Origin of the sequence: Bradyrhizobium sp. MOS001, from assembly GCF_004634465.1 — a bacterium.
In the GTDB taxonomy this organism is placed as follows: domain Bacteria; phylum Pseudomonadota; class Alphaproteobacteria; order Rhizobiales; family Xanthobacteraceae; genus Bradyrhizobium; species Bradyrhizobium barranii.
Window position 1 is genome coordinate 1 of the sequence record NZ_SPVJ01000031.1, and the last position, 16,779, is coordinate 16,779.

Annotated in this window: 13 protein-coding genes and 1 pseudogene; 8 read left to right on the forward strand and 6 right to left on the reverse strand. The window is 65.7% G+C overall.

The annotated features are described in order from the left end of the window. Positions 1-272: 272 nt before the first annotated feature. From CT676_RS46115 to CT676_RS29065, 3 genes are all read right to left on the reverse strand, one after another. Positions 273-401: a hypothetical protein gene (locus tag CT676_RS46115; RefSeq protein ID WP_275552127.1), complete on the reverse strand. Its 129-nt coding sequence runs from the start codon at positions 399-401 to the stop codon at positions 273-275. Beyond that, positions 401-1,378: a helix-turn-helix domain-containing GNAT family N-acetyltransferase gene (locus CT676_RS29060; protein ID WP_085402540.1), complete on the reverse strand. Its 978-nt coding sequence runs from the start codon at positions 1,376-1,378 to the stop codon at positions 401-403. Before CT676_RS29060 ends, CT676_RS46115 begins: the two co-directional genes overlap by 1 nt. A 66-nt stretch (positions 1,379-1,444) precedes the next feature. Further along, on the reverse strand, positions 1,445-2,020 hold the full coding sequence (locus tag CT676_RS29065) for a glycosyl transferase (RefSeq protein WP_085402541.1): 576 nt from the start codon (positions 2,018-2,020) through the stop codon (positions 1,445-1,447). A gap of 335 nt (positions 2,021-2,355) precedes the next feature. On the opposite strand from CT676_RS29065, the gene CT676_RS29070 reads away from it, so the two are divergent. Together CT676_RS29070 and CT676_RS29075 are read left to right on the forward strand one after the other, a co-directional pair. Beyond that, positions 2,356-3,195 carry an RMD1 family protein gene (locus CT676_RS29070; protein WP_085402542.1) on the forward strand — a complete coding sequence of 280 codons (840 nt, stop codon included), beginning with the start codon at positions 2,356-2,358 and terminating at the stop codon, positions 3,193-3,195. Positions 3,196-3,371: 176 nt separating this feature from the next. Continuing rightward, complete coding sequence (locus tag CT676_RS29075) at positions 3,372-3,755, forward strand: hypothetical protein (protein ID WP_071916148.1); 384 nt, start codon at positions 3,372-3,374, stop codon at positions 3,753-3,755. 194 nt (positions 3,756-3,949) lie between these two features. Here the strand turns inward: CT676_RS29075 and CT676_RS29080 are convergent, their stop codons facing one another. Both CT676_RS29080 and CT676_RS29085 read right to left on the reverse strand, forming a co-directional pair. Next, the gene (locus CT676_RS29080; RefSeq protein ID WP_135215914.1) at positions 3,950-5,131 is read right to left on the reverse strand and encodes an acetate/propionate family kinase; all 1,182 of its coding nucleotides are present in this window, start codon (positions 5,129-5,131) and stop codon (positions 3,950-3,952) included. A gap of 4 nt (positions 5,132-5,135) precedes the next feature. Further along, positions 5,136-7,523, reverse strand: coding sequence for a phosphoketolase family protein (locus tag CT676_RS29085; RefSeq protein WP_167768195.1), 2,388 nt, complete (start codon positions 7,521-7,523; stop codon positions 5,136-5,138). Between the two features lie 210 nt (positions 7,524-7,733). Between CT676_RS29085 and CT676_RS29090 the strand changes: the two genes are divergently transcribed. The 4 genes and pseudogenes from CT676_RS29090 (at position 7,734) to CT676_RS29105 (ending at position 11,911) form a co-directional block, all read left to right on the forward strand. Further along, on the forward strand, positions 7,734-8,897 hold the full coding sequence (locus CT676_RS29090) for a PA0069 family radical SAM protein (RefSeq protein ID WP_085402545.1): 1,164 nt from the start codon (positions 7,734-7,736) through the stop codon (positions 8,895-8,897). A 23-nt stretch (positions 8,898-8,920) separates the two neighbouring features. Continuing rightward, a pseudogene (locus tag CT676_RS29095) lies at positions 8,921-9,375 on the forward strand (VOC family protein). A 76-nt stretch (positions 9,376-9,451) separates the two neighbouring features. Beyond that, entirely contained in the window at positions 9,452-10,303 is an 852-nt protein-coding gene (locus tag CT676_RS29100; protein WP_085402590.1) for a ribonuclease HII, read from the forward strand. A gap of 99 nt (positions 10,304-10,402) precedes the next feature. After that, positions 10,403-11,911, forward strand: a complete 1,509-nt coding sequence (locus CT676_RS29105; protein ID WP_085402547.1) for a glycosyltransferase family 39 protein — start codon at positions 10,403-10,405, stop codon at positions 11,909-11,911. Positions 11,912-12,033: 122 nt separating this feature from the next. Here CT676_RS29105 and CT676_RS29110 read toward each other — a convergent pair whose 3' ends face one another. Continuing rightward, positions 12,034-12,840, reverse strand: a complete 807-nt coding sequence (locus CT676_RS29110; RefSeq protein ID WP_135215916.1) for a uracil-DNA glycosylase — start codon at positions 12,838-12,840, stop codon at positions 12,034-12,036. A gap of 139 nt (positions 12,841-12,979) precedes the next feature. Between CT676_RS29110 and CT676_RS29115 the strand changes: the two genes are divergently transcribed. Together CT676_RS29115 and CT676_RS29120 are read left to right on the forward strand one after the other, a co-directional pair. Further along, complete coding sequence (locus CT676_RS29115; protein ID WP_085402548.1) at positions 12,980-14,641, forward strand: electron transfer flavoprotein-ubiquinone oxidoreductase; 1,662 nt, start codon at positions 12,980-12,982, stop codon at positions 14,639-14,641. Positions 14,642-14,970: 329 nt separating this feature from the next. Then, on the forward strand, positions 14,971-16,764 hold the full coding sequence (locus CT676_RS29120; protein WP_094184200.1) for a tetratricopeptide repeat protein: 1,794 nt from the start codon (positions 14,971-14,973) through the stop codon (positions 16,762-16,764). Positions 16,765-16,779: the final 15 nt, after the last annotated feature.

Sequence of the window (16,779 nt, forward strand, 5' to 3'; positions counted from 1 at the left end):
GACTGTTCGGGTTCAATGGACTAACGGACGGGGCACCTCTCTCACCCACGGCCTGCAACGACCTGGGGGTTTGCGGGCTCCCGTCCGTCACCGCAACGTCTACAATAGCAGACCTGCGGCGCTTCGACTTACAAGGGGTCTCCATCCGCACGGACCGCTCGGAGACATACCCCTCACCCAAGCGAGTTCGTATCTACTGGCGTCGCTGCCCTCTCCCGCAAGGGGCGAGGGCACAATCATGCGCATCGCGCCCGCTGCGACAGCGATAGCGACTAGCTCTTCCGCCGCAGCGAGCCCCACACCACGCGCCACATAGTCCGGCACGCTTCCGCGTGCAGCCGTCGTGCGCGGCGCTTGTAGAGATCGACGAGCTCTCCCGTGATGAGCGCGTGCCGCCGCATCAGAGATCGCGCTCCCAGGTTTCGCCGGTGAGGTTCTGGCCAAAGCTGCGATGCGGCTCGGTGGCGGTCAGCTTGAAGCCGGCATCCTGATAGATTTTTCGCGCGGCGACCAAATTGCTCTGCGTCCACAGCGTCATCCGCCGATAGCCGCAGGCGCGGGCAAAGGAGACGCATTCGGCGACCAGCCGTTGGCCTAGCCCCTGTCCGCGTGCGGCCGGATCGAGCAGCAACAGGCGCAGCTTGGCGACGTCGTCGCTGGCCTTGACCAGAAATACCGAGCCGACCGGCCGGCCCTCGATGTCGGCGATCCAGCAGCGCTCGCGCGAGGCATCGTAGGAGGTCATGTATTTGGCGACGATCTCGGCCACCAGCGCCTCGAAGCCGGAGTCGAAACCGTATTCGCTGGCGTAGAGCGCGCCGTGGCTCTGCACCACCCAGCCCATGTCGCCCGGGCGGGGCTCGCGCAGGGTCGCGCGCGGGGATGGCGTCCGCGGCATAGCGAGCAGCCGCTCGATCGTCTCCATCGCACCGGTGAGCTTGCTGCGCTCCTCATCCGGCAGCGGCCGCAGCATCGCGGCGACGTCGTCCTGGGACGAGCGTTCGAGCCTGGCGAACGCCTGGCGGCCCTTCGCGGTCAGGCTCAACTGAACCTGCCGGCGGTCGCTCGGAAGCGGCTTGCGCGCGATCAGGCCGCTCTCGTCGAAGTTCTGCACGATGCGACTGAGATAGCCGGCGTCGAGCCCGAGCGCGATGCCGATCTCCTTGGCCGACTGCTCGCCACCATGGGCCAGCTCGTAGAGCACGCGCGCCTCGCTCAGCGAGAACGGGCTCTTCAGGAGCTGCTGGTCGAGCACGCCGAGCTTCTGGGTGTAGAAGCGGTTGAAGGCGCGAACCGCCTGGACCTGGTCGTCAGCGACCTGTTCGGTCGAAGCGGGGCAGGATGGCGACGGGCTGGATGACGAAAGGGCAGATGGCATGGGTCACCTCGATAATTGCCATTGTCAAACAATTATTTGACTTTGGCAAGTATTAGATCGGTGACGTCAGCCGACCATGACGATCCGGCTGCGCAGCATGGTCCGGGACGAGCGGCCGAGCCGCCGGAGCAGCCGCGCCTCGGAACGGCGGGCCTGGGGCGGGTAGCCGCCGATCCGGTCGTAATGATCGCGCGCGATCAAGAGTCCCTGATCGCCGAGGGGGCCGACCAGTTTGCGCACCACGGCCCAGAGGACGTCGCGAAACCCGGTATCGGCATAAGGCGACCGTGTGTAGCGGAACACCGCCGCGCGATCCCTGCCGCTGGTCGAGACAGCCTGGATGAACTGGGTGGTTTCCTCGATCCAGCCGGTCTCCAGCACGGCGCCGGCCGGGAGGAACATCAGCCAGGGCGAACGGGCCTGGAGCGCGCCGGCGGCAAGCGCGGCGCCCTGCGAGGATCCCTCGAAGCCGATGAAACGGCAGCCTGCAACGTCCGCCACGCGCTCGATGACGCCGTTGCGGGTGCCGTCGACCAGCAGCACTTCGCGGATGACGCCCGCGGCGGCGCCGGGCACCAGCGCGGCGAGGGTTGCGACCGCCGTCTGCTCGACGCCTTCGGTCGGTATGATGACGCTCAGCATGATTGAGGCTTCGATGTCTGCACTTCGGGAGAAGCGTAGCTTGTTATGAATGTGTCATAAACACGCGGCGTCGCCGAGTGCAACTTTTCGCCGGTGTTCCGGCATGCGATGGTAGATCGCCGCCGGTCTATCGCAGCCGAATATGTCGTGCGCGGGGTGGCCCTGTTGCCGAATGTTTCCGCGAATGTCGTTTCCGTGAGCTTCAAACGGGGGCTTTCTCTGCCGATATGATCGGGGCGAGGACGGCACGTTCCGCAAGGCTGCACCGGCAGTCTGACACAAACCTTGTGACGGGAAAAACGTGCAACGCTCGCCGCGCAAAGTGAGATAGTCCAGTGAACGCCGATCAACTTCCCGTTGGCACCACGCCAACATCGCCGAAGCCGGAGGCCGCGCCGACCCTGCGGATCCGCGCCGTGATGCTGGGCGAACGCATCAATCCGTCCGGGCTCGAGCTTGGCGCACCTGTCTCCTCGACGCCTGCTGCCTTCCGCGTCCATGCCGGGCTCGTCGTGATCTTCCGCTACGGCGTCGTGGTGCTGATCGGCCTCCTCCCTTCGGAGGAGAAGGTGCTGATCGACAGCCTGAAACCGCGGGTGACCGGCGAGCTCAGCCCTTTTGAAGAGGAGATCGCACAGGCGCAGCTCTGCAAGGATGAGAACGCCGAGGCGATCCAGCCCGGCGGGCCGATCTGCCTCGCCAAATTCTCCGACGATCGGCTGCTGATCGTTGCGGACGCGCTCGCCAAGAGCACCTCGCTCGCCCGCGACGAGCGCCGCGTCGCCGCGGTTTTCGACGTGATCGAGCCCTTCGCGCGGGGGCTCGCCGAGCAGGGCCGCACGCCGCCCCGGCGCAAGGGCATCCTGCAACTGATCGGCAATGCGCTTCTGGTCCAGCAGCGCGTCGCCGGCCGTGTCGCGGTGGCCGAGAAACCGGACGTGCTCTGGGAGAAGCCCGAGCTCGACCGCCTCTATGCCCGTCTCGAAGACGAGTACGAATTGAAGGAGCGCCTTGACACGCTTGAGCGCAAGCTCACCGCGGTCTCGGAAACCGCCAACGCGCTGACCGACATCATCGACACCCAGCGCTCGCTGCGTCTGGAAATCGCAGTCGTGGTGCTGATCGTGATCGAGGTCGTGATCGGGTGCATCCAGATCCTGTCGGGCACGCATTAGACCGGCCTGAGATCGGCCTGCACGCCACTGTGCGGGCGGGGAACCGTCGTTCATGTAGATGAACGTTGATCCAAATCAAAGGCACGAAGCTCCAGCGCACGAGACTTCGATCGGACCCGCGGTCAACGCGATGTGCAGCTGTCCGCGGCTTCCTCCCTCGAAGAAGGAGTACGCTGATGTTGCGTCAAGCTCTCATCGCTTCGGCAGCCGCAGCTATGCTGCTTGTCGCCTTCACTCCCGATGACGCATCTGCCCGCGGCGGTCGCGGCGGCGCCATGCGCGCAGGAGGTTTCCACGGCGGTGCCGTGCGGGCAGGAGGCTACCGCGGGGGCGCGGTCGCGGCGCGTGGATATCGGGGCGGTGCTGTCGCCGTGCGCGGCGGGCGTTACGGCTATCGGGGCGCTTATGCAGGGTATCGCGGATATCGTTACGGCGTCGGTGCGGCGGCAGTGGGGGCCGCGGCGATCGGCGCAGCTGCGACGGGGGCCTACTACCGCAGCGGCTGCGGCTATGACGCTTACGGAAACTATGTTTGCCCGGGCGGGTACTCTCCGTACTGAGCGGAGCGACGTAGTTGGCCCATGGTGCTCGAAGCGCTGGCGAAATCGTTTGCTTTGCGCACCATGGTCATTTCGACAGTGGCGCAGCAGCGCTGCGACAAGTCATGGCCCGACAAGTCATGGCCCGAGAAGTCATGGCCCGCTGAAATTCTCCCACGGGGGAGAAGGGAAAGATGCAGCGGTCGACCGGGCTTTCATTTCACTCGCAGCACAGCCGCGCAATGCCGAGCGATCGTCAGCTCCTCATTCGTCGGAATGACGAACACATTGACGGTGCTGCCACTGCTGCTGATCCGCTCGCGTGCCGCGTCATTCGCACCCGCGTCAATATGCACGCCGAGCCACCCGAGCCGCTCACCAATCGCGGTGCGGATTTCCTTCGCATGCTCGCCGATGCCGCCGGTGAAGACCAGACAGTCCAGCCCGCCCAGCGTGGTCGCCATCACCGCGACCTGCTGCGCCGCACGGAAGGTGAAGAGCTCGACCGCCTGCCGCGCCGCCGCCTCACGGCTCGCCAGCAGCGTGCGCATGTCGGCAGAGATGCCGGAGACGCCGAGCAGGCCTGACTCGTGATAGAGCAGGTGCTGGACATCCTCGACCGGCATCCTCTCGTGCTGTTGCAGATAGAGCAGCACGCCGGGATCGATCGTGCCGCTCCGGGTGCCCATCACGAGGCCATCGAGCGGCGTCAGCCCCATCGTGGTGTCGACGCTGCGGCCATCGCGCAAGGCGCACAGGCTGGCGCCATTGCCGAGATGCGCGATGATGGTGCGCTTGGCAATGAACTGCGGCGCGATTTTCGCGAGGCGCCCCGCGACATATTCGAACGAGAGGCCGTGAAAGCCGTAGCGCCGGATACCGCGCTCTTCATAGCGCCGCGGGATGGCGAAGCGGCTCGCGGGTGGAGCCATGCTGTGATGGAAGGCCGTATCGAAACAGGCGATCTGCGTCAGTTCAGGCCGGATCGTGCTGATGATGCCGACAGGTTCAAGGCAGCGCGGCTGGTGCAGCGGCGCCAGTGGCGTCAGTGCGTCCAGCTTTGCGTAGACGTCGTCAGTCAGCTCAACCGGGCCCGAATAATCCGGCCCGCCATGAACGATGCGGTGACCGACGGCGCGCAGGCGGTGGTCGGCAAAACGCTCCTCGATGAAGCCGAGCACGTCCGCGAACAGATGGCCGCTGTCCGCATCGGATGCTTCCCTCTGCGTCTCGAAAAGGTCTCCGCCCGCGGGGCTTTTCACCACGAGCCGCGGCTTCGCCTCTTGCTCGTCGAGCAGGCCCTTGCAGAGCAGGGCAGGCTCGGCCGCCGCGATGTCGAACAGGCCGAACTTGATGCTCGACGAGCCCGAGTTGAGGACGAGGACCGACACCGTCATGACGTCAACCCGTCTTGCCCGGCCAGACCCAGTCGCGGATTTCAGGCATGTCCTCGCCGTGTTCGCGCACATAGTGCGAATGTTCGATCAGTTTGTCGCGGAACTGCTGTTGCACCTGCGCGGCCCTGGTCGCCAGACCCGGCACGCGCGCGATCGCCTCGATCGCGAGGTGATAGCGGTCGAGCCCGTTGAGCACGACCATGTCGAACGGCGTCGTCGTGGTGCCTTCCTCGGCAAAGCCGCGCACATGCATTCCGGCATGGTTGGTGCGGTTATAGGTGAGACGGTGGATGAGATAGGGATAGCCGTGATAGGCGAAGACCACGGGCTTGTCTGATGTGAACAGGCTGTCGAAATCGCGGTCGGACAGGCCGTGCGGGTGCTGGTCTTTCGGCTGCAGCGTCATGAGGTCGACGACGTTGACGACGCGGATCTTCAGGTCGGGCAGCGCCTTGCGCAGCAGATCGACGGCGGCGAGCGTCTCCAGTGTCGGCACGTCGCCGGCGCAGGCCATCACGACGTCGGGCTCGCCATCCGCATCCTCCGTGCCGGCCCAGGTCCAGATGCCGATGCCGGCATCGCAATGCGTGGCGGCGTCCTGCATCGATAGCCATTGCGGGGCTGGCTGCTTGCCGGCAACGATCACGTTGATGCGGTCATAGGTGCGCAGGCAGTGATCGGCGATCCACAACAGCGTGTTGGCATCGGGCGGGAAGTAGATGCGGACGATGTCGGCCTTCTTGTTGGCGACGAGATCGACGAAGCCGGGATCCTGATGGCTGAAGCCGTTATGGTCCTGCCGCCAGACATGCGAGGTCAGGAGATAGTTCAGCGAGGCGATCGGTCGCCGCCAGGGCAGATGCCGCGTCACCTTCAGCCATTTGGCGTGCTGGTTGAACATGGAATCGACGATGTGGATGAAGGCCTCGTAGCAGGAGAACAAGCCGTGGCGGCCGGTGAGCAGATAACCCTCGAGCCAGCCCTGGCAGAGATGCTCGCTCAAAACCTCCATCACGCGGCCGTCTTGGGCGAGATGCACGTCGTAAGGCTCCGTCGGCTCCATCCAGACCCGTTCGGTCGCCTCGAACACGGCGTCGAGCCGGTTTGACGCGGTCTCGTCCGGACCCATGATGCGGAAGTTGCGCGCCTCGGCGTTGAGGCGGATGACGTCGCGCAAAAATTTGCCGAGCTCACGCGTCGCTTCGCCGGTGACGCCGCCGGGCTGCGGCACGTCCAACGCAAAACTGCGGAAGTCCGGCAGCTTCAACTCCTTCTTCAACAGGCCGCCATTGGCGTGCGGATTGGCGCCCATGCGCCTGTTACCTTCGGGCGCCAGAGCCTGGAGCTCGGGAATAAGCGCGCCGCTGCCGTCGAACAGCTTCTCGGGCTCGTAGCTGCGCATCCAGTCTTCGAGGATTTTCAGATGCGCCGGGTTCTCGCGACAGCCCGCAACGGGAACCTGATGTGCGCGCCAAAAGCCCTCGACCTTCTTGCCGTCGACCTCCTTCGGGCCGGTCCAGCCCTTCGGGCTGCGCAGCACGATCATCGGCCAGCGCGGCCGCTCGACGCTCTTGCGGCCGTCGCGGGCATGCTGCTGGATCGAGCGGATGCTGGCGAGCGCGACGTCGAGCGCATCCGCCATGGCCTGGTGCATCAATTCGGGATCGTCGCCCTCGACGAACAGCGGCTCGTGGCCGAACCCGCGGAACAGGTCGCGGATCTCCGCGTCGCGCATCCGTCCGAGCACGGACGGGTTCGCGATCTTGTAACCGTTGAGGTGCAGGATCGGCAGCACGGCGCCGTCATGGGCGGGATTCAGGAACTTGTTTGAGTGCCAGGACGCCGCGAGCGGGCCGGTTTCCGCCTCGCCATCGCCGACGACGCAGGCGACGATCAGGTCGGGATTGTCGAATGCGGCGCCATAGGCATGCACCAGCGCGTAGCCGAGCTCGCCGCCTTCGTGGATCGAGCCCGGCGTTTCCGGCGCCGCGTGGCTCGGAATGCCGCCGGGGAAGGAGAACTGCCTGAAAAGTTTTCGCAATCCGTCCGTATCGCGCGCGACGTCAGGATAGATCTCGCTGTAGCTGCCTTCGAGATAGGTGTTGGCCACCATGCCCGGGCCGCCGTGGCCGGGACCGCAGATATAGAGCACGCTGACATCGAGCGCGCGGATGACGCGGTTGAGATGGGCGTAGATGAAGTTCAAACCGGGCGTCGTGCCCCAATGTCCGAGCAAGCGCGGCTTGATGTGCTCCGGCCGCAACGGCTCGCGCAGCAGCGGATTGTCGAGCAGATAGATTTGCCCGACGGAGAGGTAGTTCGCGGCGCGCCAATAGCGATCGAGCAGATCGAGCTCGCTGCTCCCTGAGGCCGATTGTCGTTGATTTGTCATGTTCCTGCTGACTTTCACCCAGCGATCGTCACCAACTTTGTTCCGGTGCGATTGATCCCTGTCCGGCATCGAACAGGATCGCCGCGACCGGTGTGTTGCGTGAGGTCAAAGGACCGCGCCCGAAATTTGGGCGGCTACTGTGCATGGGGTTGTTTTTCAGTTTTTTGTTTGTGTTCTTGATTTGTTCCTTTGGCGTGCTATCTTGGCTTCATGAGTCCAGCATCCTCTCATGCTCTCAAGCACCCGCCGGTCACGGCGCCCTCCGAGCCGGCGGGTGCGGACTCTGATTTTCCCGAACTGGCGGTCGCCATCGACAAACAGCGCAGGCGAGGGCGGGGCGCCCAGTCCAATGCCAGCGGCCGCTTCGAGGCCGAGGCCCGCGTCGCCTTCGACGATGGCTGGCAGAGCCTGGAGGAGCTGCCGCCGTTCAAGACCACCGTTGGCGTCGACACCTCGCGCAAGGTGATCACCCGCAACGAATCCCCCGATATCGGCTTCGACCGCTCGATCAATCCCTATCGCGGCTGCGAGCACGGCTGTGTCTATTGCTTCGCGCGGCCGACGCACGCCTATCTCGGCCTGTCGCCGGGGCTCGACTTCGAGTCAAAGCTGTTTGCCAAGCCCGAGGCGCCTTCGCTGCTCGAGAAGGAGCTGGCCGCGACCGGCTACGAGCCGCGGATGATCGCGATCGGGACCAATACCGATCCGTATCAGCCGATCGAGCGCGAGCGTAAGATCATGCGCGGCATTCTCGAAGTGCTGGAGCGCGCCGGCCATCCGGTCGGCATCGTCACCAAGTCGGCGCTGGTCGTGCGCGACATCGACATTCTCGCGCGGATGGCCAAGCGCAACCTCGCCAAGGTCGCGATCTCGGTCACCTCGCTCGATCCAAAACTCGCGCGGACCATGGAGCCGCGCGCGGCGACGCCGCCGAAGCGGCTGGAGGCGCTGAAGCAGCTCTCGGAGGCCGGCATTCCGACCACCGTGATGGTCGCGCCCGTGATCCCCGCGCTGAACGATTCCGAGATCGAGCGCATTCTCGATGCCGCCGCCCATGCCGGCGTCAAGGAAGCCTCCTATGTGCTGCTGCGGCTGCCGCTGGAGGTGCGTGATCTCTTCCGCGAATGGCTGATGGCCAACTATCCGGACCGCTACCGCCACGTCTTCACCCTGATCCGCGACATGCGCGGCGGCCGCGATTACGACGCGAAATGGGGTGAGCGGATGAAGGGCACCGGACCGATGGCCTGGACCATCGGCCGCCGCTTCGAGATCGCCTGCGACAGGCTTGGGCTGAACAAGCGGCGCTCCAAGCTGACGACGGATCACTTTGCGAGGCCGAAGCGGAACGGCGATCAGCTCAGCCTGTTCTGACCGGGAAGCGAAAGAGGCGTAGCATGAGCCAGGAACTTGCCGCGCCGGTGCCGCGGCTCACCGTCATCACACTGGGTGTGAGCGACATTCGCGCCAGCATCGCCTTCTATGACGCGCTCGGCTTCTCGCGTCGGCTGAAGGGGACCGGCGAGGCCGTCGCCTTCTATGATACCGGTGGTCCGGTGCTGGCCCTGTTTCACTGGGATAAGCTCGCGGCCGATGCCAAGTTGCCGGACAATCCGAGGCCCGCGACCTTCCGCGGCATCACGCTCGCCTGGAACTGCGCCACGCGCGGCGAGTCGATGCGGTTCTGGCCTTCGCCGTCGGCAAGGGCGCGGCACTGCTGAAAGCGGCGCATGAGACCGACTACGGCGGTTATTCCGGCTATTTCGCCGACCCCGACAGCCATCCCTGGGAGGTCGTGGTCGCGCCGGGCATCGAGGTCGGTGAGGACCGGCGGGTGCATCTGGCAGAGTAGGCGGCTGGTCTGAATAACGGGAATTGTCCGGGGTTCCCGGTTGCGCCGGCCGGGCCGCTTGCGCACGATCCCGGCCATGATTCGGGACAAGTCGACCAGGAAGCCGACCAAAGACGCGCCAGAGAAGGGCGCGTCGAAGAAGAATGCCGCCAAGAAGGCAGCGCTTGCGAAGGCGGCCAAGGGGGCGGCCGGTAGGCAGCGCGCCATCATCGCCGTCGCCTCGCCGAGCTTCCGCCGCGAGCGCGCGCTGATCAAGCGTGGCATCTGGCCGGTTGCCGGCTGCGACGAGGCCGGCCGCGGGCCTCTGGCTGGTCCCGTGGTGGCGGCCGCCGTGATTCTCGATCCCGACCGCATTCCGCGCGGCATTGACGATTCCAAGCGCCTGACGGCCGAGGAACGGGAAAGACTGTTCGACAAGATCTGCGCCACCGCGCAGGTGTCGGTCGCCGTCGCCTCGCGCTCCCGGATCGACCGCGACAACATCCTGCGTGCCTCGCTGTGGGCGTTGAAGCGCGCCGTGGTGGCGCTGCCCGACACGCCGCGTCATGTGTTTGTCGACGGCCGCGATCGGCTCGACACCGCCTGCGACTGCGAGGCCGTGATCGGCGGCGACGGCATCGTCCTGTCGATCGCCGCCGCCTCGATCATCGCCAAGGTAACGCGCGACCGGCTGATGTGCGCGCTGGCGCAGGACTGCCCCGGCTACGGTTTCGAGCAGCACAAGGGCTACGCCGTTCCCGAGCACCTCGACGCGCTCGACCGCCTCGGCCCCACCGTCCACCACCGCAGCTTCTTCGCCCCCGTCGCCGCCGCCCGCGCCAAGCACATGCCCTGGACGGTCGAGCCGGTGCGGGACTTGTTTGCGGTGACCGAGATGGACGTGCAGGTGGAAGCAAGCGTTGAAATTGATGCGCCAGCGGGCCTCTAGGGCAGACGGTCGTTGCCACAACGCGCAGCGCCCTTTATCAAAACAGATGTGAGCGAATAGGGCCGGCTGGACGGGTTGGCTGCATCTTTCGGACGTTGTATGCGGTTTACCTCCCTGGTCATCGAGCTCATTCGCGCCCGGCCGCGGCTGATCGTGTGGATCGCCGTGCTGCTCCAGGCCGCGATGTGGCTGTTCGTGGCGCTGGTGTTCTATCGCAGCCCGCCCGGCACCCTCGCGACCCTGCTCGCCTTCGGGCGCGAGTACCAGGTCGGTACTGATCTGGGCCCGCCGCTCCCGGTCTGGCTCGCCGACATCGCCTATCGCGCCGCCGGCGGCCACATGTTCGGCGTCTATGTCCTCGCCCAGCTCTGCGAGGTCGCGACCTTCATCGCGCTCTATCATCTCTCCCGCGCCGTGGTCGGCTCACAGCAGGCGGTGCTCGCCGTGCTGCTGACCATGACGGTGCTGGCCTTCTCCTCGCCGGCGCTCGACTTTGGCCCGCTGGTGCTGGCGCGGCCGCTCTGGGCGCTGCTGCTGTTGCATTCCTGGCAGATCATCGGCCAGCGCCGCGGCAATGCCTGGTTCGCCTGGTCGATCGAGGCGGGCCTCTTGCTGCTGACGACGCCCGCGGCGATCTTCCTTCTCCTCCTGCTCGTCGTCTTCGCGATCTCGACCGCCGGCGGACGCCGGACGCTACGCGCGCTCGATCCGCTGTTCGCGCTGATCGTCGTCGCCGTGCTGGCGCTGCCCTATGCGGTCTGGCTGATGCGCGCCGAGACGCTTGTCATGCCGACCCTGCCTGAAGTCGCCGCGCTGAACGCCCGCGCGCTGCACGCGGCCTGGCTGCTCGGCGGGCTCGTGCTTGGCGCGGCGGCGATCCCGGCGCTGACCTTTCTCAATAGCGGCCTGTTCGTCGCCAAGGGCGAGGAAGCGCCGATCATCTACCGGCCGCCGGTCGAGCCGCTCGCGCACAACTTCGTCTATTTCTTCGCGCTGGCGCCTGCGCTCGGCGCGGTCCTGATCTCCGGGCTGCTCGGGCTCGATGCCGTCGTCGGCGGTGCCGGTGTCGTACTGGTCATGTCGGGACTTGCCGTGGTCGTGACGGCCGGGGACCTCATCGCGATGCGCCGCGCGCGGGTGCTGCGGACGGTGTGGGCTGCCGCCGTCCTGGCGCCCGCAGCCGGCGTCGTGCTCGCCGTGCTGTTTCTGCCCTTGACCGGCGCCAACGAGATTGCGACCTCGATGCCGGCGCGCGCGATCTCGGATTTCTTCGACGAGAGCTTTGCCCGCCGCACCAATCATCGCCTGCGCGCGGTCGCCGGCGAGACCCAGCTCGCGAGCCTGATCACGCTGCATTCCGGCCGGCCGCATCTCTTCATCGATGCTCAGCCCGCGCGCACGCCGTGGATCAATCAGGCCAAATTCAGCGAGACCGGCGGCGTCGTGGTCTGGCGCGCCTCCGACACCGCCGGCACCCCGCCGCCGGAAATCCTCGCGCGCTTTCCCGGCATCGTTCCGGAAGTGCCGCGCGCGTTCGAATGGCTGGTGACTGGCCGCCAGCAGTTGCTGCGCATCGGCTGGGCCATCGTACGGCCGAAGGGGACGTAGCGACAAACGCTGAAATCGTAGGGTGGGCAAAGGCGCAAAGCGCCGTGCCCACCATCAAGTCTATCCGTCGTCGACCTAGTGATGGTGGGCACGCTTCGCTTTGCCCACCCTACGACAGCTCGCTATCCCGCCAGCACCTTCGCGATCGCGCGCAGATCCTGCCAGGCCAGCCGCTTGTACGACGGTGAGCGCAAGAGATAGGCCGGGTGGAACGTCGGCAGCGCGCGGATGGTGCGCCCAGCCGTCTCGTAGTCGAACCAGCGGCCGCGGGTGCGCATGATGCCCTCGCGCGTCGACAGCAGCGTCTGCGTTGAGGGATTGCCGAGCGTCACCAGCACGTCGGGATTCACCAGCTCGATCTGGCGCTGGATGAAGGGCAGGCAGATCTGCGTTTCCTGCGGCGTCGGCGTGCGGTTGCCGGGCGGCCGCCAGGGAATCACGTTGGCGATGTAGGCGGTGGTGCGGTTGAGCCCGATCGCGCCGATCATGAGGTCGAGCAGCTTGCCGCTCCGCCCGACGAAGGGCAGCCCCTCGATGTCCTCGTCGCGGCCCGGCGCCTCGCCGACGAACATGATGCGCGCCTGCGGATTGCCGTCGGCGAACACCAGCCGCGTCGCGGTATGCTTCAGCGCGCAGCCTTCAAAATTCTGCATCAGCTCGCGCAGTGCCTCGAGCGTCGGCGCGGTACGCGCGGCCTCGCGTGCGGAGGCGATCGCAATGTCCGGCGCAGGTGCGGCCTCGCCGCGCATCACCGCGGGCGCGGCAACAGGCCGTGGTGCCTCGACCGGAGGTGCGGCGCGCGGGGCCGGCGGCGGAGCATCCAATTCCGCCAGGCGGTCGACAGGTTCCTCCGCGAGCGCGCAATCGACCCCGGCCTCCAGATAGAAGGCGAGAAGCTCTCGGACGGTGGGTGCGGGCTCGGGGATCATTTGGAAAGTCAGACTTTTACTATATCAGTTTGGGGTGCCTTGCATCCCAGTGGAACGCATTTCCGTGGTTGTCCTACCCGGAAAAATCGGAAACAAGGGGGCGCAAATGACGAGGAACCGTCTCAAGGGCTGAGATCAGATGAGCACCGAAGAACTTCCCCCGCGCGAATCCATGGAATTCGACGTCGTCATCGTCGGCGCCGGCCCGTCTGGCCTGGCGGCCGCGATCCGGCTGAAGCAGCTCAATGCCGATCTCAACGTCGTCGTGGTGGAGAAGGGCTCCGAGGTCGGTGCGCACATTCTCTCCGGCGCCGTGATCGATCCGGCCGGGCTCGACAAGCTCATCCCGGACTGGCGCGAGGATTCCGACTGTCCGCTGAAGACGCAGGTGAAGGACGACCGCTTCTACTGGATGACGGGAGGCGGCGCGATCAAGCTGCCGAACTTCATCATGCCGCCGCTGATGGACAATCATCACTGCTATATCGGCTCGCTCGGCAATGTCTGCCGCTGGCTGGCGCGCAAGGCCGAGGCGCTTGGCGTCGAGATCTATCCGGGCTTTGCCGCCGCTGAGGTGCTCTATGACGAGCAGGGCGCGGTGAAGGGCATCGCCACAGGCGACATGGGCATCGGCCGCGATGGCAAGCCGAAGGACTCCTTTACCCGCGGCATGGAACTGCTCGGCAAGTACACTCTGTTCGCCGAGGGCGCGCGCGGCAGCCTGACCAAGCAGCTGATCGCGAAGTTTGCACTGGATTCCAAGAGCGAGCCGGCGAAGTTCGGCATCGGCCTCAAGGAAGTCTGGCAGATCGATCCCGCCAAGCACCAGAAGGGCATGATCCAGCATTCGTTCGGCTGGCCGCTCGACCTGAAGACCGGCGGCGGCTCGTTCCTTTATCACTATGACGACAATCTCGTCGCCGTCGGCTTCGTCGTGCATCTCAACTACGACGATCCGTATCTGTCGCCGTTCGACGAGTTCCAGCGCTTCAAAACCCATCCCTCGATCCGCGGCACCTTCGAGGGCGCCAAGCGGCTCGCCTATGGCGCGCGCGCCATCACCGAAGGTGGCTATCAGTCGGTGCCGAAGCTGAGCTTCCCCGGCGGCGCGCTGGTCGGTTGTGCGGCGGGCTTCGTCAACGTGCCTCGCATCAAGGGCGTGCACAATGCGATGGGCACCGGCATGCTCGCCGCAGAGCATGTCGCGGCCGCGCTCGCTGCCGATCGCGCCAATGACGAGATCGTCGACTACGAGAACGCCTGGCGGTCCTCGGCGGTCGGCAAGGACCTGTTCCTGGTCCGCAACGTCAAGCCGCTATGGTCGAAGTTCGGCACCGTGCTCGGCGTCGCGCTCGGTGGCTTCGACATGTGGTGCAACACGCTGTTCGGTGGCTCGCTGTTCGGCACGCAGTCGCATGCGAAGCCCGATCGCGCCACGCTTGATCCGGCGAAGAGCCACGCGCCGAAGAACTACCCGAAGCCGGACGGCAAGATCTCGTTCGACAAGCTCTCGTCGGTGTTCCTGTCCAACACCAATCATGAGGAGGACCAGCCGGTCCATCTCAAGGTCGCCGACATGAACCTGCAGAAGACCTCGGAGCACGACGTCTTCGCCGGTCCCTCGAATCGCTATTGCCCGGCCGGGGTCTATGAGTGGGTCGAGGAAGGCGCGAGCCCGCGCTTCCAGATCAATGCCCAGAACTGCGTCCACTGCAAAACCTGCGACGTGAAGGACCCCAACGGCAACATCACCTGGGTTCCCCCGGAGGGCGGCGGCGGTCCGAACTACGAGGCCATGTAAGCTAGGCCATGCAAGCCGGGATCATTGGACCAAAGCGATCGAGCCGGGGCCAATGTGACGTGCCCCCGGCATTGTGACGCACGTTCGCGTGAGAACCGGCCCGGGGTAGCGGTCCGCGGCCACGATAAGGCCATACTGGCAGCGTCTTGGGGCGTAGTCGGCCGATTTGGGGCGTGCGGAGGGGATCGCATGCCCGAATCCTTGCGGTGAAGCGCCAAAAGCGGCATTGTCGGCCCGACGGTTCCGGGTCCCCATGCCACCGGCCGCGTTCGCATGCGATACGGCCTACTGCTGCAAACCCAGGCACTACAACTCAAGGCGAGCCCCTGATGTTCTCAAATCGTTTCAACCGCTGGACTGTTGCCGCCATCGCCCTCATGGGCACAGCGATCGCGACGGTCCCCGGCGCGGTCCTGGCGCAGACGCCGGACCATCCGTCCGACACGGCGGCGCAATTCCCGACCCGGAACGATCTGAAGTCGCTGACGACCTCCGGCAGCTATCTCGCCGCCCGCCACGCCAGCGTCGAGCGCGACGCGGCCTCGGCCGCCGCATTCTACCGCTCGGCGCTCCGCACCGATCCCAAGAACAACGAGCTGCTCGATCGCGCCTTCATCTCGTCGGTTGCCGACGGTGACATCGACGAGGCGGTCAAGCTCGCCGAGCGCGTCCTGACCATCGACAAGACCAACCGCGTCGCGCGTCTCGTCGTCGGGGTGCACGATCTCAAGATGAAGAAATACGCGACCGCGCAAACCAACATCAACCAGTCGATCCGCGGTCCGATCACCGATCTCGTCGCCACGCTGCTGTCGGGCTGGGCCGCCTATGGCGCGGGCGATGCCAAGGGCGGCGTCGCCACCATCGACAAGCTCGCCGGTCCGGAATGGTATCCGCTGTTCAAGGACCTCCATGCCGGCATGATCCTCGAGCTCTCCGGCAAGGAGAAGGACGCCGGCGTCCGCTTCGAGCGCGCCTACAAGCTCGACGATTCCATGCTGCGCGTCACCGAGGCCTATGCCCGCTGGCTGTCGCGCAACAAGGATTCCGCGGCCGCGACCACCGTCTACCTGGCTTTCGACAAGAAGCTCGCCCGCCATCCGCTGATCGTGGAAGGTCTGCGCGACACCAAGGCCGGCAAGAAGATGCCGCCGCTGGCCGACTCCGCGCAAGCTGGTGCCGCCGAAGCGCTCTACGGCATCGGTGCCACGCTGACCCGCCGCGGCGGCGAGGATCTGGCGCTGGTCTATCTTCAGCTCGCGCTCTATCTCCAGCCGACCCATCCGCTGGCGCTGCTCTCGCTCGCCGATCTCTATGAATCGGTGAAGCGGCCGCAGATGGCGATCAAGGTTTATGAGCGGGTGCCCGCGACCTCGCCGTTGAAGCGCAACGCGCAGATCCAGCTCGCCATCGATCTGGATTCCGCCGACCGCACCGACGAGGCGATCAAGATCCTCAAGGGCGTCACATCGGACGATTCCAAGGATCTCGAAGCCATCATGGCGCTCGGCAATATCGAGCGCGGCCGCAAGAAGTTCGGCGATTGCGGCGCGACCTATTCGCGGGGCATCGACGTGCTGCCGGCCGGCAACGACAAGGCCAACAGCGTCTGGTATTATTATCGCGGCATTTGCGAGGAGCGCTCCAAGGAGTGGAGCAAGGCCGAAGCCGACATGAAGAAGGCGCTCGAGCTCCAGCCCGACCAGCCGCATGTCCTCAACTATCTCGGCTATTCCTGGATCGACCAGGGCGTGAATCTCGACGAAGGCATGAAGATGATCAAGCGTGCCGTCGAGCAGCGTCCCGACGACGGCTACATCGTCGACTCCCTCGGCTGGGCCTATTACCGCATCGGCAATTACGAAGAGGCGGTGAAGAACCTCGAGCGCGCGATCGACCTCAAGCCCGAGGATCCCACCATCAACGATCACCTTGGTGATGCCTATTGGCGCGTCGGCCGTACGCTGGAAGCGAAATTCCAGTGGGCCCACGCCCGCGATCTCAAGCCCGAGCCGGAGGAGCTTCCGAAGATCGAGGCCAAGATCGCCAACGGTATGACCGACGATTCGAACTCTTCGGCCGCGCAGGCGGACAAGAAGAAGGACGACGGCAAGGGCGGCTAAGAGCGCGTTTGGGGG